Below are 16,422 nucleotides of genomic sequence, written 5' to 3' on the forward strand. Positions count from 1 at the left end.
AATAGTATGAAAATGATGAGCCAGGACAATGCAGTTCTAAGTTAGATTTGTTATAATAATGTAATTAAAAAATGAAGAAGAAGGTGAAGTATGTTTCCATTAGTCGAATTTTGCATTTCTAATATGGCAAAAGGCGGAGACTACGTTTACGATAAACTTGATAACGATCCCAATGTGGATGTATTAGAATATGGATGTTTAAACAACTGTGGCGTATGTTCATGTGGGTTGTATGCATTAGTAGATGGTGATACTGTTGAAGGTGATACACCTGATGAGTTATTAAGCAATATTTATAAACATATAGAAGAGAATGATTTTACTAACTTATTATAGGAGGAATAATTTATGCCAACTGTAACATTAACTGAAGCGGCAGCGTATGAAGTTAAAGATATGTTGAAGAGCAATGACATGGAAGATGGCTATTTAAAGATTAAAGTAAACGGTGGTGGTTGCACAGGCCTTACGTATGGTATGTCAGCCGAAGAACAACCTGGCGAGAATGATGAAGTACTCGAATTCTACGGTTTGAAAGTATTAGTAGATAAATATGATGTACCTGTATTAAATGGGACAACGATTGATTTTAAACAATCTTTAATGGGTGGTGGCTTCCAAATTGATAATCCAAATGCCATCGCTTCATGTGGCTGTGGTAGTTCATTCAGAACTGCTAAAGTAGCTGGAAACCCTGAAGAATGCTAGGATAAATTCAAATCATTTGTCTCTATCATTGATTTTCAAAGACGTCATTGTATGGATAATATGATTATTTTAATATTCGTCTTGTTGTAGCTTGAAAATGAACTATAAAAGCTATAAAATTGAAGATGGATTGAACTTTGTCTTTTTTGTGAACGTAAGTTCATAAAATCGAACTGAAAATGAAAGTGTTGACTAAGACTATAAATGGGGATGAACAGTTAGGTTAAGTGCAAAGTCTTTGGATAGAATCAGATAAACATATATTAAAGTAAACTATATTGTTATGTCTGAACTTTGTTATGTTCTGAAGTTTGTAGCCTTTTTCTACATTTAAGAAAATAATAATGAAAGCTTAGGTGAATGAAATGGCACAAGATCGTAAAAAAGTACTTGTTTTAGGTGCAGGTTATGCTGGTTTACAAACAGTAACTAAATTACAAAAAGAACTTTCTGCTGAAGAAGCGGATATTACATTAATTAACAAAAATAAATATCACTATGAAGCAACTTGGTTACACGAAGCTTCAGCTGGTACATTAAATTATGAAGATTTAATTTACCCAATTGAAAGTGTAATTAAAGAAGATAAAGTTAAATTTATCAATGCAGAAGTAACTAAAATCGATCGTAACGCTAAAAAAGTAGAAACTAATCACGGTATCTATGATTACGACATTTTAGTAGTAGCATTAGGTTTCGAAAGTGAAACATTTGGCATTGATGGTATGAAAGACTATGCATTCCAAATCGAAAATGTTGAAACTGCACGTAAATTATCTCGTCATATCGAAGATAAATTTGCTAACTACGCAGCTTCTAAAGAAAAAGACGATAAAGACTTAGCTATCTTAGTTGGTGGCGCAGGCTTTACAGGTATCGAATTCTTAGGTGAATTAACTGAAAGAATTCCTGAATTATGTAATAAATATGGTGTTGATCAAAACAAAGTTAGAGTAACTTGTGTTGAAGCTGCACCAAAAATGTTACCAATGTTCTCTGACGAATTAGTTAATTATGCAGTTAGCTACTTAGAAGACCGTGGTGTTGAATTCAAAATTGCTACACCAATCGTTGCATGTAACGACAAAGGTTTCGTCGTTAAAATTAACGATCAAGAACAACAATTAGAAGCAGGTACAGCAATCTGGGCTGCGGGTGTTCGCGGTAGTAAATTAATGGAAGAATCATTCGAAGGCGTTAAACGTGGTCGTATCGTGACTAAACAAGATTTAACAATTGAAGGTCATGATGATATCTTCGTTATTGGTGATGTTTCAGCATTCATCCCAGCTGGTGAAGAACGTCCATTACCAACTACAGCACAAATTGCTATGCAACAAGGTGAACACGTTGCTAAAAGCATTAAAAATATCTTAAACGGTCAAGCACCAACAGACTTCGAATATGTTGACCGTGGTACTGTATGTTCATTAGGTTCTCATGACGGTGTAGGTATTGTTTACGGTAGAGATATTACTGGTAAAAAAGCTGCATTCATGAAAAAAGTTATCGATACACGTGCAGTATTCAAAATTGGTGGCGTAGGCTTAGCATTTAAAAAAGGTAAATTCTAAGTTATTACTTTAATCTAGTCATCCTTGCGGGGGTGGGACGACGAATTTATAAAGAATTCTGTCCCACGCCCTCTTTTTTATATTACATTTAATTAGGAGTGAGAGGTTATGGTTAATTTTCAAATATGTAACAATGCATCTTTACAATCAGAAGTGTTAATTCTAGGTTTACCTGACCACATCAATCAACTCGGTACTATTCATTACAACAATCAAGATTTGACCCATCAAATAGATACATATCGCCATCATCATTTGGTTAGCAGCAAATTAGGTAAAGTATCTTCAACTTTATTACCATTAGCAGATACATCTAAACGACTTATTACAGTTGGATTAGGAAATTTAAAATCGCTTGATTATGCTGCATTATTAAAAGTATTTGGCCATTTATTTCAATTTTTAAAAGAAGAACAAGTAACTGAAGCAGATGTGCTATTCGATACATTGATTTCAAAACAATTGGAACAAAGTAAAGTTGCAGAGGTTATGGGACTTCAAAGTGAACAGTCTATTTATAGTTTTGATCATTATAAATCTGATAAGACTGCACCATATCAATTAGAGTTAAATATTACGTCTGCCACTGAAGATTTGAATCAATATATCATTAATGGTAAGACAATCGGTCAGTCTATTAACCTAGCACGCGACTTTAGCCAGATGCCGCCAAATATATTAACGCCTAATTACTTTGCTGAACAAATTACGCAACACTTTGCGCAATCATCAGTAGCTGTTGATATAAAAGATGGTAACCAACTATTAGATGAAGGATTTGGACTTATTCACGCGGTAGGTAAAGGTTCTGAGCATCCTCCAGTTGTCATAACGATGACTTACAATGGTGGGAATAGTAATGATGCACCGATTGCTTTGGTAGGTAAAGGCATTACATATGATTCAGGTGGTTATAGCATTAAATCTAAGATAGGCATGCAAACCATGAAATTTGATATGTGTGGCGCAGCAAATGTAGTTGGTATGATTGATGCTGCATCACGTTTACAACTTCCTATCAATATTGTAGGGGTTATCGCTTCCGCTGAAAATATGATTAGTAATCAAGCAATGAAACCGGATGATGTATTAACGGCATTAAGTGGTGAAACCGTTGAAATGTTAAATAGTGATGCGGAAGGACGATTGGTATTGGGAGATGCAGTATTTTATGCTAACCAATTTCAACCGAAACTCATTTTAGATTTTGCCACACTTACAGGTGCAGCGGTTGCAGCATTAGGTGAAGATAAGGCAGCTATTTTTAGTTCTAATGCCGATAAAGAAATTGAGGCTATACGTCTTAGTGCTAAAGCAATGGATGAATATGCATTTGAATTACCAATGACACAAACTGAGCAGCGACTAATACGTCAATCAGATGTTGCAGATTTAGTTAATCATACAAATGTACACGGGAAAGCACTCTTTGCAGCGACTTTTATTACACATTTTAGTGGTGCTACACCCCATATTCATTTTGACATAGCTGGTCCGGCAACAACGACTAAGGCCAGTTATAAAGGTCCAAAAGGTCCAACTGGCAGTATGATAACAACTGTATTGAATTGGCTAAGATAAGTTAAATATGAAGTAATGATTTAGTCTTTAAGAGTGGAAACAATTACTAATACACGTTTCCGCTCTTTATTTATGTCAATGATCTTATTAAATTTGAATGTAATCTTACATTGACATCGTCTTAACTACTTGGTAAGATAAAAAACATATAAAATACTTTAGTTCGGTAGAGAGATAAAGGATGTGTTGTTATGTTAAATGCAGTTGTTATTGCTGTGCTATTAATGATTATTCTATGTTTATGTAGACTGAATGTAGTGATAAGTTTATTTATTAGTGCACTCGTAGGCGGTCTCATTTCTGGTATGAGTATTGAAAAGGTCATTAGCGTATTTGGTAAAAATATTGTAGATGGTTCTGAGGTAGCATTAAGTTATGCATTACTTGGTGGGTTTGCTGCATTAATCTCTTATAGTGGTATTACAGATTATCTTGTAACTAAGATTATTCGTGCAATTCACTCTGAGAATAGTAGACTTTCAAGAATCAAAGTAAAAGTTATTATTATCGTAGCATTGCTTGCGATGAGTATAATGAGTCAGAACCTCATTCCAGTTCACATTGCTTTTATTCCAATTGTTATTCCGCCATTATTAAGTTTATTTAATGATTTGAAGATGGATAGACGACTTATTGGTTTAGTCATCGGATTTGGTTTATGTTGGCCTTATGTATTATTGCCTTATGGTTTTGGTCAAATTTTCCATCAAATCATTCAAAGTGGTTTCCAAAAAGCACATCATCCTATCGAATTTAATATGATTTGGAAAGCTATGCTGATTCCTTCACTTGGTTATATCGTTGGATTAATCTTAGGTATGATTTATTATCGTAAACCACGTGAATATAAAACTGAAACGTATGTAGAAGATGAAAATGCGACTACAGAAATTAAACCATACGTACTCGTCGTTACTATCGTTGCTATCTTAGCTACGTTCTTAGTACAAACATTTACAGATTCAATGATTTTTGGCGCATTAGCGGGTGTTCTTGTATTCTTTGTTTCAGGAGTTTATAAATGGAAAGAATTAGACAGCCAATTTGTTGAAGGGATTAAAATTATGTCATTTATTGGTGTCGTTATTCTTTCAGCGAATGGGTTCGCTGGTGTAATGAATGCGACTGGTGATATCGAAAAATTAGTATCAAGCTTGACTGATATTTCTAGTGGTCATAAATTAATCAGTATTATTATTATGTATATCATTGGCTTAATTGTAACTTTAGGAATTGGATCATCATTCGCAACGATTCCTATTATTGCCACTTTATTTATTCCACTTGGTGCTTCACTAGGTTTAAATACGATGGCTTTAATCGCCTTAGTTGGTACGGCAAGTGCGTTAGGTGATTCAGGTTCACCAGCAAGTGATTCTACACTAGGACCAACAGCTGGTTTAGATGTGGATGGACAACATGATCACATACGTGATACATGTATACCTAACTTCTTGTTCTATAATATACCTTTAATGATATTTGGCACGATTGCAGCTATGATATTATAAGTGTATATGAGGTGAAATAAGAAATGACGAACTTATTAGAAACGTTTGAAATGAAGATAGAAGAAGTGTCAGAAGGTAGTGTAGTTATTTCTATGCCAGTGACGGATAAAGTTAAACAACCATTTGGTTACTTGCATGGTGGTGCCTCAATTGCTTTAGGTGAAACAGCGTGTTCATTAGGTGCTGCTCATTTAGTAGATACTAAGTCATTTATACCGCTGGGGCTGGAAATGAATGCGAATCATATCCATTCAGTTAAAGAAGGTCGTGTGATTGCTACAGCAACAATTATCCATCAGGGAAGTACGACTCAAGTGTGGAATGTAGAAATAAACAGTGAACAAGGACAGCTGATTAGCATTATGAGAGGAACGATTGGTATTAAACCGTTAAAGCAATAAAAGCACATATTCTACTTAAGTTCAATTAAGTATCGTTTGAAATACTTTCATTATAAAAGCTTTTGACTAAGAAAAGAACGCAGGCGTAGGACGATGAATTCATGATGAATTCTGTTCTACGTCTGCGTTTTTGTTGGGGGTGGGACGACGAATTTTAAAAATTTTCCCAATCCCTAGTGTTGGTATGTTAATACTTACGTCTAATTAAATTATGCATGTTTTTGGATATGTTGATCTGATAAACGTTGATAGGCTTGTTTAATTCTTTGAGCTGCTTCACGTCCACCCATAATATTTCTAGCAAATGGCCCTAGCTCTAAATCAGCTAAACCTCCAGATACGAATAACTGTGGCAACCATTCTAATTCAGAGCTAATGGAAGGAAAACCACAACGTGTTAGTGGTGCATGTTCATTTGTAATTAATGATTGAATCATAGGTTGTTGTAATAGTGTAGATTTAAAACCAGTTGCTAATAAAATAAAATCATAGGGATCAGTTGAATGTTGTGTGTGAATATGATGTTGATCAACTGATTCAATTGTATCTTTATGAATGATAAGACGTCCAGACTGTACATGTTTTTTAGTCGTAGATAGAGTTCTCTCGGCATTGATCCTTTATGTCGTTCTTGTTGTATGATAGACATTCGTTCTATAGAAGAATCAATATTTAAAAAACGACTCATATTTTTAGGGCCAAGCCAACCTGGATCAGCATCAAAATGTTGTATGTCAATATCTTTATTCATCCACAAATGAACTACTTTATCGTGGGATTGATTGATTAGTTTCAAAGTTAAATGTGCAGCAGAAATACCACTACCAACAACGTGCGAACTGTGTTCATACATACTTGAATTAAAAGACGTATCAAAAATATGGCATGCATTATCAACGTGTTGATAAATATCAGGAATATAAGGTTGATGCGTACATCCATTTGCTAATATCACACAATCTGAATGAATAACTTGGTTATGATTTAATTGAATTTGCCATTGTTCATCATTTCTTGCTAAAGATTTCACGTATCCTTGAATATGACTTTCATTTAAATCATAGTGATGTACTTGCTCATGAACATGATGCATAAACATATCAGTTTGTGGACGTTGATATTGACCATATGTAGCATGAGTATATTGTTGCATTTTAGCAAATTGCTTTAAATCAAATGGGTTAGGATGAATATGATGTACAATAGGAGAGCGTAAATAGGGCATACTGATACGATGTGAAAAATCATTAAATTGTTCACAGAGTGATGAATAAGGGTCGATAATACTTAAATCATCTTGAGATAATCCTAAAGCTCTAAGTTGAATTGCAATCGTTGTACCTTGTATGCCACCACCGATAATTGTCCAATGCATAGTAACACTTCTTTCTCAATAAAACGTAATAATTACGATTTATGATAGCATATCTAGTTTAATTAGACAATAAAAAGCGAGTACAAGATAGCAATCACTTTGAATTCTATCTCGTACCCGCGTTTATGATTAGAAGTAAACCAAGCCTTTGTTTTGTTAGGACCTTGAGTTATATCTTTTTATTTTTAAATTCATTTTTAAGTTCATCAATTTTTGTATCTTTAGTGTAAGGTGTTTTATTATTATAGGCTGCTCTCATAATTAAGTGACTTGAGAGTGGGCCAGTTACAAGGATAAAAAGAATACCAAAAATCAATTGCATATTAATATATCCGTCAGTAGCAATAAAGTATAAGAATGTACCAAACAGAAGGAAAATAGCACCTAAAGTTGCTGATTTACCAGCAGCATGGCCTCGTGAATAAATATCTTTCAATCTTATAATGCCTATAGCTGTAACAGCACTAATAATTGCTCCTAAAATAACAAAGATAACTGCCAAACTAGTGACGATGTTCGTTATCACGTTCAATCACCTTACCTTTATCCATATATTTTGAGAAGACTGCTGTACCTAGAAAGGCCAAGATACCAATTAACAAAATGGCAACGAGTAGATATTCCGCCCCCATAAAAATACTATATAGCGCAATACATGCCATTAATTGTAAACCAATTGCATCAAGTGCTAAAATTCTATCAGCTAATGTAGGACCTTTGATAATACGTGTAAACATCGCTAACATTGATAGGGCAACAATAATTAAAGCAATCATCATAATGATTTTTACCATTAGTCTTCGCCCACCTCTCTAACTACTTTCTCTAATGAAGATTTTATACCTTCAATTTCTTCTTCTTTTGTACTGAAATCTATAGAGTGAATGTATATTTTTCTTCTATCATCGCTAATACCTAATACGACTGTTCCTGGTGTCAAAGTAATTAGATTAGATAATAATACGATTTGCCAATCTGTTTTTAAATCAGTGTGATATACAAAGAAACCTGGTTCATTTTTAAGTTTAGGTTGTAGAACAATCTTTAATACATCAATATTGGCTTTTAATAATTCTACGAAAAATACAACTGCCAATTTTAAAATCTTATAAACTTTAATTAAATAAAATCTTCCTGGTAATATTCTACTAAATAAATATACCAATCCTAGTCCTAGTATGAATCCGAGTAAGAGGTTATTTAATGTATAGCTACCACTTAGGAAAATCCAAATAAAAGCTAAGATGAAGTTTAAAATAATTTGAATCGCCATTATGATCTACCTCCTAAGACACTCTTGATATAGACGCTAGGATCATAAAATGATTGAGCCGCTTCAGATATTAATGGATATAATAGATCAGCAGATAATCCAAATACAACGGTAATGATGACAGCTATAATAGAAATTGTAGTTGCTTGTTTAACATTAACGTTTTGCGTAACTTCATATCCTTTTGGTTCTCCGAAAAAGCCTTTCAAGAAAATGTGAATAACAGAATAGAGTACTACTAAACTTGAAAGTAATACAATAAGGCCACTGACATAAAAGCCTTTTTCAAAGGTTGCTTGTACGATGTAATATTTACCATAAAAACCACTTAATGGCGGTATACCAGCTAAACTTAGTGCTGCGATGAAGAAAGTCCATCCAAGCACCGGATAGTGTTTGATAAGACCACCAAAGTCTTTAAGACTGGTTGATTTCGTAATTTGATACATTACACCGATAAGTAAGAATAGGGCAGTTTTAACTAACATATCATGGATTGTATAGTAAATAGCACCTATAATACCCGCTTCATTCATCATAGCTACACCAACTAAGATAACGCCTACAGCAATCATGATATTATAAATAATAATCTTTTTAGTGTCATCATAGGCGATGGCACCTACCGAACCAAATATGATCGTTAATAAGGCTAAGAATAAAATCGTATAATGTGAAAAACTCATTGTATCGTGGAAGAACAAGCTCAATGTTCTTAAAATCGCATATACACCAACTTTTGTTAATAAAGCACCGAAAAATGCAATAATTGCAAATGGTGGCGCATAGTATGAACCTGGCAACCATACATACATAGGGAAGGCACCAGCTTTAGTTGCAAATACGAAAATAAATAAAATAAAGACAATACTTAAGAGCCCACCGTGAGTATTAGATAATGTAGATAACTTCTCACTAATATCCGCCATATTTAACGTACCAACGATAGAATATAAAATCGCAACCGCCATCACAAAGAATGTTGAAGTAACAATATTGACCAATAAATATTTAACTGTTTCACGCAATTGGATTCGCGTACCACCAAGTACGAGTAGTGCGTATGATGACATTAAGAAAACTTCAAAGAATACAAATAAGTTAAAAATGTCACCAGTTGTAAATGCGCCGATAATACCGACTAACATAAATGTGATAGAGAAATGGAAGTAATAACGTTCTCTATCGATGCCTGCAGTTGTAAACGAAAACGCAGTAATTAAAATAGTAATAATAATACTAGTCACAATTAACATTGCACTGAAACTATCTAGTAAAAAGATAATGCCATAGGGTGCAGGCCAAGAACCTAATTCTACTTTTAGTGGTCCGTGAACATAAACATTATATAAATTTATAATCGCAACGATTAATGTAAGCAACAAACCGATTAACGTGACATATCGTTTTGCACGATAACGTTGTCCTAAAAAGACCAATATAATTGCTGTAAAAATAGGTACGACTAATGAAAGGACGACTAAATTATTTTCAATCATCATCTAACACTCCTTTCATTCTTTCTACGTTGTCTGTACCTAACTCTTTATAAGTTCTAAATGCTAACACTAAGAAAAAGGCAGTTGTCGCAAACGCGATAACGATTGCCGTAAGTATTAATGCATGGGGGATAGGATCAACATATTGACTAATCGCCTTTTCATAGATGGGCATTTCGCCATGTTTTAATCCACCCATTGTAATTAAAAATAAATTGGATGCATGTGTAATTAATGTTGTCCCCATAACAATACGTATCAAACTTTTAGATAAAACGAGATAGACACTAATTGAAGTGAGGATGCCACATACAAATATCATGATTATTTCCACTATTCGCTCTCTCCAATCGTTATAATAATTGTCATGATCGTTCCAACTACTGCACATAGCACGCCAAAATCAAAGAACATAGGCGTGTTCATATGCACAGGTTGAAGTAGGGGCAACGGTATATTAAATTCTGTGTGCGTGAAAAAGTTTTGACCATAGAACCAACTCGCTAATGGTGTGCCAACACAAAATAATAAGCCAATACCAATTAGAATTTTAAAATCCCATGGAAATACTTTTTGCATCGTCTTAATATCAAATGCAATTGCAATGATTGTTAGTGCACATGATAATAGTAAGCCACCTACGAAACCGCCACCTGGTGTGTAATGTCCTGCGAAGAATAATGTGACACCAAATAAGGCGATTAGAAAAGCGATAATAACAGCAGCATATTGAAACATTAAATTATTGTTCTGTCTGTTCATCACGTTTCACCTCACTTGATTGATGTTTACGACGCAATTTAATCATTGTATATACACCTAAACCGGCAATACCTAATACAGATGATTCGAATAATGTATCCATACCACGGAAGTCAACAAGGATGACATTTACCATATTCTTACCATGAGCTAAATCGTAAACATGTGCTTTATAGTATTCTCCGATAGACGTAAAATGTCTGTTGCCATATGCAATTAAGCCTAAGATGATAATTACTAGACCTACACCTATAGAGATAAGTGCATTCGTTAATTTAAATGATCGCGTTTCATTATAGCGATTTAAATTCGGTAAATGATAGAAACATAACAAGAATAGTGCTGTTGAAATAGATTCTACTACGAATTGTGTTAATGCAAGGTCTGGTGCTTTGAAAAATACAAATAGCACGGACACTGAATATCCGACGACACCGAGCATAATAACGCTAAATAAACGAGATTTCGCTATGACAACCATAAATGCTGCGATGACTAATAATATTAAAATCGCAATTTCATAAATATGAATATTATTAATATCTTTAAAATTAAAATCAAATGGAACGTTTAATAATGTCACAATCGTAACGACGATAAGCATGCCGAATATTATGACTAAACTATCTCTAACATAACCATTTACATAACTATTCGTCATGTTCGCTGAATAATTAGGTAAATATTTTCCAGTTGAATCGTACCAATGATTCAATGTAAGACGTGTTGGTTGTGCGTGCAATAATCGAATCCAATAACTAAATGTGAGTAATAATAGAATACCGATTACCCAAATTATTAATGTTGAAATAAACGCAGGTGTAATACCATGGAATAAATGGAATTCTGCATTCACATTCTGCATGCCACTGATTGCAGTTGTAGCTGGCTCAACAATAGATTGTGTTATTAATCCAGGGAACAAGCCAAAGACAATAACGAGCACAGCTAAAATGATTGGAGATAGTAACATTAGCATTGAAGCTTCGTGTGCTTTTTTTGGTAAGGCATTCGGCTGATGTTTACCAAAGAAAATATACGTAATAAATTTGATTGAATAAACGAAAGTGAAAATACTTCCCACTATAGCTAAAATAGGGAAAATAATACCTAACGTATTTAAGCTAAACAGATTAGCATGAGAAATCTCAATCATGGCTTCAAGGAATTTCTCTTTAGAAAGGAAGCCATTGAATGGTGGAATACCAGCCATACTCAAAGCTGTAATAACAGTTATGGTAAATGAGATAGGCATAATCGTTAGTAAGCCACCAAGTTTTTTAACATCTCTTGTACCTGTAACATGATCAACAGCACCTGTAATCATAAATAGCGCACCTTTAAAAGTAGCATGATTGACTAAGTGGAATACTGCTGCAGTAAAGCCAGCGATATACAATTGACTCTGACTTCCCTCGAAGTGATAACTTACAGCACCAATACCTAACATTGACATAATCATGCCAAGTTGAGACACAGTTGAAAAGGCAAGGATACCTTTTAAATCTTGTTGTTTTGTTGCATTTAAAGATGCCCAGAATAGTGTGATTAAACCGACTAATGTAATGGTCCAAATCCACCCTTGAGAAATTGCAAAGAGTGGTGTGACACGCGCTACTAGGTACAAGCCAGCCTTAACCATCGTAGCTGAGTGTAAGTATGCACTCACTGGGGTAGGTGCTTCCATTGCGTCTGGTAACCAAATATAAAATGGTACTTGCGCTGATTTTGTGAATGCACCTAACATAATGAGTACCATTGCTAAAGTGAATAAAGGACTATGTTGAATCACTGAAGCATTAGCAATGAGTTCATGTAAGCTAAGTGAATCGCCAGCTAGAGAAATTAAAATGAATCCCCCTAATAAACTTAAACCACCAAACACTGTAATGATTAAAGATTTCTGTGCACCATAAATTGATGCACGTTTTTCTCTCCAGAATGAAATAAGTAAAAAACTTGAAAAAGACGTTAATTCCCAAAATAAATATAAAATGATTAAATTGTCTGAAAGGACAACGCCTAACATTGCACCCATAAAAAGTAATAAATAACAATAAAAGTTACCAAGTTGTTCAGACTTACTTAAATAGCCGACAGAGTATAAGACGACTAATGAGCCGATACCTGTGATAAGTAAACTAAATAAAATACTTAAGCCATCAAGGTATAAATCAAAATTCATACCTATATGAGGCATCCAGTTTAATGTTTTTATTACTGTATTACCTGACTGAGTAGTCGCAATATGAGATAAGAAATAAATAAATAAGACAACAGGAATAGGTAATACAAACCAACCTAAATGAATCTTTTTAAAGAATCGATAAAGAATTGGAATAAGGAGTGCAAATATTAACGGTAGTATGACCGCAATATGTAACAAACTCACTATGTTATCCTCCTTAAAAAATATTTATGAAATATATTATACATGAATCATATTGTTCTGAAAAACGACGATAACGCTTACGGGTAGCGATTTTTCGGAACTTGTTAAATAAGAAGAAACACGTTCAAATTTCCTATAAAAATTTTTGTTTATATTGAATTGAGTAGTCATTTTTTAGATTTTCAAGATTAGTTAATGCTAATTTTGAAAATTCTGTATCCTGTTGTTTTAAATCATTTTCCATTTTTGTAATGGCTTGTTGCAATGACGCTTCATAAGGCATTGCTTCTACATTAAATTCACGTAATTGCGAACGTGTTGCATAACGTTTCTCATAATGACTTAAAGCACGTCTTTCATGGAAAAAGACACCTTCCGTTTGACCTGGGTTATGTAAGTCACCTTGTTTTGGATGTTTAATCACTTGTTCGACTTGGACGAGAACTTGATCATCATTCTCTTCTTTAATTGTGACACCATAAGCACCCGTCTTATGTGAGAATCGATATAACATGCTATATTACTTCCTTTCAAATGTGTTAAGATGTATCTATATCATCATAACATGAATGGAGAATTGAAATGACTAACTATCCACAACTAAACAAAGAAATACAAGATAATGAAATTAAAGTAGTTATGCATACAAATAAAGGCGATATGACATTTAAACTGTTCCCAGATATCGCACCGAAAACAGTTGAAAATTTTGTGACACATGCGAAAAATGGTTATTACAATGGTATTACTTTCCACCGTGTCATTAATGACTTTATGATCCAAGGGGGCGACCCAACAGCGACTGGTATGGGTGGTGAAAGTATTTATGGTGGCTCATTCGAGGATGAGTTCTCATTAGAAGCTTTCAACTTATACGGTGCACTTTCAATGGCAAATGCAGGACCAAACACAAATGGTTCACAATTCTTTGTCGTACAAATGAAAGAAGTACCTGAATCTATGGTGAATCAATTAGTAGATGGTGGTTGGCCTGAACCAATTGCTAAAGCTTATGCTGAGAATGGTGGGACACCTTGGTTAGACCAAAAACACACAGTATTTGGTCAACTTATCGAAGGTGAAGCAACATTAGAAGATATTGCAAATACGAAAGTAGGGGCACAAGATAAACCTGTACATGATGTAGTCATTGAATCTATTGATGTAGAAGATAAATAATCAGTGGCTATACAATAAAAGTTCTGTCTAGCGAGTCGGCGGTTGATGTCGATTCGCTTTTTTATGAGATGCGTATTTGAATCTAATGTCAACGTCGCAGCAAAAGTTAGCATAGTCATAGGACGCATTTAAATGCGAACGTTTAAGTCATAATCGTCAGTAGGCGTATAATATTATTGAAAAAATGTGGATTTTTATTGGTTTATAGTTAGTCCAAGTTTGTGATTTATGCTATTATAATTATGTTAAGTAAATCGAAGTAAGGGGTTATCAAGTTGAATAATCACTATAAAGCAGGTCAGCATATTAAAGTGCGTGTGACTGGCATTCAACCGTATGGCGCTTTTGTTGAGACCCCTGACCATACTGAAGGACTTATCCATATTTCAGAAATTATGGATGATTATGTCCACAATTTAAAAAAATTTCTATCAGAAGGACAAATCGTTAAAGCAAAAATTTTATCAATTGATGATGAAGGAAAACTCAATTTGTCTCTTAAAGATAATGATTACTTTAAGAATTATGAACGAAAAAAAGAAAAGCAGTCAGTATTAGATGAAATTAAAGAAACAGAAAAGTATGGGTTTCAAACGCTTGAAGAACGCCTACCGGTCTGGATTAAACAGTCTAAACGTGCGATTCGTAATAATTGATTGACTGTTAACACGCTCAGCTAACGTTATATGTTACATATAACGCTAGCTTTTTTAGTATCTTCGTTTATAAGTGTGATAACTCGTTTCTAAGTAAGGTGCTATGTATATGTATGCATGCACATGCAAGCAAAATATTGGTGGAAGATGATTTCTTCGTGCTATAGTCTAGTCATAATAAAAATGGAAAGGACTTACTTATGAATAATAAATACGAAAAATTATTTGAAACAGTCACATTACCTAACGGAGTTGAATTGAGAAATCGCTTTGTTTTAGCACCATTGACGCATATTTCATCTAATGATGACGGTACGATTTCAGATGTTGAAATACCGTATATTGAAAAGCGTTCTAAAGATGTAGGTTTAGCAATCAATGCTGCAAGTAATGTTAACGATATCGGTAAAGCTTTTCCGGGACAACCTTCTGTTGCACGTGATTCAGATATAGAAGGACTCAAACGTTTAGCGCACGCAATGAAGAAAAATGGCGCTAAAGCATTAGTTCAAATCCACCATGGCGGTGCCCAAGCTTTACCTAATTTAACACCAAATGGAGATGTGGTTGCGCCAAGTCCAGTCACATTAAAAAGCTTCGGACAAACAGAAGAACATGCCGCTAGAGAAATCACACCAGAAGAAATTGAACAAACTATCAAAGATTTTGGTGAAGCTACACGACGTGTCATTGAAGCTGGCTTTGACGGTGTAGAGATTCACGGTGCCAATCACTATTTAATCCATCAATTTGTGTCTCCATATTATAATAGAAGAAATGATGAATGGTCTGACCACATGAAATTTCCAACTGCTGTTATAGATGAGGTATTAAATGCCAAGGAACAATATGCAAATGATGATTTCATCGTCGGTTATCGCCTTTCTCCTGAAGAAGCAGAATCACCAGGTATTACTATGGAAATTACAGAACAACTAATCCATACAATTACTGAAAAATCCATTGATTATGTTCATATTTCTTTAGGCGATATTCATTCAAAAACAAGAGAAGGTAAGTATGCTGGACAAGAACGATTGAAATTAATCCATCAATGGGTTAATGGTCGTATGCCTGTCATTGGTGTAGGTTCAGTATTTACAGCTGATGATGCATTAGATGCGATTGAGTCAACAGAAGTTGAACTTGTAGCGCTAGGTCGTGAAATACTATTAGATTATAATTTCATCAGCAAAATTCAAGAAGGTAAAGAAAATCAAGTTTTATCAGAATTTGACCCAAATCGCGAAGATAAACATGGATTAACACCTAATTTATGGAATCAATTTAACGAAGGCTTTTATCCTTTACCTCGTAAAGATAAATAAGTATGAACGATTGGTTCGTCTTTATAAAGAAATGTTGACTTAGCATTATATTGTAATGGTGCGCGTGCATGATATGTTAAGTCATGTGTCGTTATTCAATTTAATGATATGACAAGTTGAAACAGGTTATGGCAATGACATTTGCTTTAACCTGTTTTTTTAATATGACAAATATTGAAGTAT

17 protein-coding genes and 1 pseudogene are annotated in these 16,422 nt (G+C 34.1%); 9 read left to right on the plus strand and 9 right to left on the minus strand.

Going from position 1 to position 16,422, the window contains the following annotated elements; genetic code table 11:
- Positions 1-90: 90 nt before the first annotated feature.
- The 6 genes from KA828_RS10245 (at position 91) to KA828_RS10270 (ending at position 5,775) form a co-directional block, all read left to right on the plus strand.
- On the plus strand, positions 91-336 hold the full coding sequence (locus KA828_RS10245; RefSeq protein WP_053029806.1) for a YuzB family protein: 246 nt from the start codon (positions 91-93) through the stop codon (positions 334-336).
- Between the two features lie 12 nt (positions 337-348).
- Positions 349-708, plus strand: coding sequence for a HesB/IscA family protein (locus KA828_RS10250; protein WP_053029805.1), 360 nt, complete (start codon positions 349-351; stop codon positions 706-708).
- 365 nt (positions 709-1,073) lie between these two features.
- Positions 1,074-2,282 carry an NAD(P)/FAD-dependent oxidoreductase gene (locus KA828_RS10255; protein ID WP_075108679.1) on the plus strand — a complete coding sequence of 403 codons (1,209 nt, stop codon included), beginning with the start codon at positions 1,074-1,076 and terminating at the stop codon, positions 2,280-2,282.
- Between the two features lie 108 nt (positions 2,283-2,390).
- Positions 2,391-3,863 (plus strand): leucyl aminopeptidase family protein, encoded by a 1,473-nt coding sequence (locus KA828_RS10260; RefSeq protein ID WP_210126169.1) that lies wholly within the window; start codon positions 2,391-2,393, stop codon positions 3,861-3,863.
- A 191-nt stretch (positions 3,864-4,054) separates the two neighbouring features.
- Positions 4,055-5,374 (plus strand): Na+/H+ antiporter family protein, encoded by a 1,320-nt coding sequence (locus KA828_RS10265; protein WP_075108681.1) that lies wholly within the window; start codon positions 4,055-4,057, stop codon positions 5,372-5,374.
- A gap of 23 nt (positions 5,375-5,397) precedes the next feature.
- A complete protein-coding gene (locus tag KA828_RS10270; protein WP_075108682.1) occupies positions 5,398-5,775 on the plus strand; it encodes a PaaI family thioesterase in 378 nt (125 codons plus the stop codon).
- Between the two features lie 209 nt (positions 5,776-5,984).
- On the opposite strand, the pseudogene KA828_RS10275 reads toward KA828_RS10270, so the two are convergent.
- The 9 genes and pseudogenes from KA828_RS10275 to KA828_RS10315 form a co-directional block, all read right to left on the minus strand.
- Positions 5,985-7,150: pseudogene (locus tag KA828_RS10275) on the minus strand (NAD(P)-binding domain-containing protein).
- A gap of 169 nt (positions 7,151-7,319) precedes the next feature.
- Complete coding sequence (locus tag KA828_RS10280) at positions 7,320-7,676, minus strand: Na+/H+ antiporter subunit G1 (RefSeq protein ID WP_070855117.1); 357 nt, start codon at positions 7,674-7,676, stop codon at positions 7,320-7,322.
- A complete protein-coding gene (locus KA828_RS10285; protein WP_070855116.1) occupies positions 7,654-7,944 on the minus strand; it encodes a Na(+)/H(+) antiporter subunit F1 in 291 nt (96 codons plus the stop codon). The genes KA828_RS10280 and KA828_RS10285 overlap by 23 nt, the downstream gene beginning before the upstream one ends.
- A complete protein-coding gene (locus KA828_RS10290) occupies positions 7,944-8,423 on the minus strand; it encodes a Na+/H+ antiporter subunit E (protein WP_075108684.1) in 480 nt (159 codons plus the stop codon). Before KA828_RS10290 ends, KA828_RS10285 begins: the two co-directional genes overlap by 1 nt.
- Positions 8,423-9,922: a Na+/H+ antiporter subunit D gene (locus KA828_RS10295; RefSeq protein WP_210126170.1), complete on the minus strand. Its 1,500-nt coding sequence runs from the start codon at positions 9,920-9,922 to the stop codon at positions 8,423-8,425. Before KA828_RS10295 ends, KA828_RS10290 begins: the two co-directional genes overlap by 1 nt.
- A complete protein-coding gene (mnhC1, locus tag KA828_RS10300) occupies positions 9,915-10,256 on the minus strand; it encodes a Na+/H+ antiporter Mnh1 subunit C (RefSeq protein WP_053029787.1) in 342 nt (113 codons plus the stop codon). The genes KA828_RS10295 and mnhC1 overlap by 8 nt, the downstream gene beginning before the upstream one ends.
- The gene (locus KA828_RS10305; RefSeq protein WP_053029785.1) at positions 10,256-10,684 is read right to left on the minus strand and encodes a Na(+)/H(+) antiporter subunit B; all 429 of its coding nucleotides are present in this window, start codon (positions 10,682-10,684) and stop codon (positions 10,256-10,258) included. Before KA828_RS10305 ends, mnhC1 begins: the two co-directional genes overlap by 1 nt.
- On the minus strand, positions 10,665-13,076 hold the full coding sequence (locus tag KA828_RS10310; protein ID WP_210126171.1) for a Na+/H+ antiporter subunit A: 2,412 nt from the start codon (positions 13,074-13,076) through the stop codon (positions 10,665-10,667). Before KA828_RS10310 ends, KA828_RS10305 begins: the two co-directional genes overlap by 20 nt.
- A 133-nt stretch (positions 13,077-13,209) precedes the next feature.
- The gene (locus KA828_RS10315) at positions 13,210-13,590 is read right to left on the minus strand and encodes a kinase-associated lipoprotein B (RefSeq protein ID WP_075108687.1); all 381 of its coding nucleotides are present in this window, start codon (positions 13,588-13,590) and stop codon (positions 13,210-13,212) included.
- 68 nt (positions 13,591-13,658) lie between these two features.
- On the opposite strand from KA828_RS10315, the gene KA828_RS10320 reads away from it, so the two are divergent.
- From KA828_RS10320 to KA828_RS10330, 3 genes are all read left to right on the plus strand, one after another.
- Complete coding sequence (locus KA828_RS10320; protein ID WP_053029781.1) at positions 13,659-14,255, plus strand: peptidylprolyl isomerase; 597 nt, start codon at positions 13,659-13,661, stop codon at positions 14,253-14,255.
- 275 nt (positions 14,256-14,530) lie between these two features.
- Complete coding sequence (ygs, locus tag KA828_RS10325; protein WP_053029779.1) at positions 14,531-14,911, plus strand: S1 domain-containing post-transcriptional regulator Ygs; 381 nt, start codon at positions 14,531-14,533, stop codon at positions 14,909-14,911.
- A 200-nt stretch (positions 14,912-15,111) separates the two neighbouring features.
- Positions 15,112-16,239 (plus strand): NADH-dependent flavin oxidoreductase, encoded by a 1,128-nt coding sequence (locus tag KA828_RS10330; protein ID WP_210126172.1) that lies wholly within the window; start codon positions 15,112-15,114, stop codon positions 16,237-16,239.
- Positions 16,240-16,422 lie beyond the last annotated feature (183 nt).

The sequence above is a fragment of the Staphylococcus sp. GDY8P85P genome (assembly GCF_017892405.1).
GTDB classification, from domain to species: domain Bacteria; phylum Bacillota; class Bacilli; order Staphylococcales; family Staphylococcaceae; genus Staphylococcus; species Staphylococcus borealis.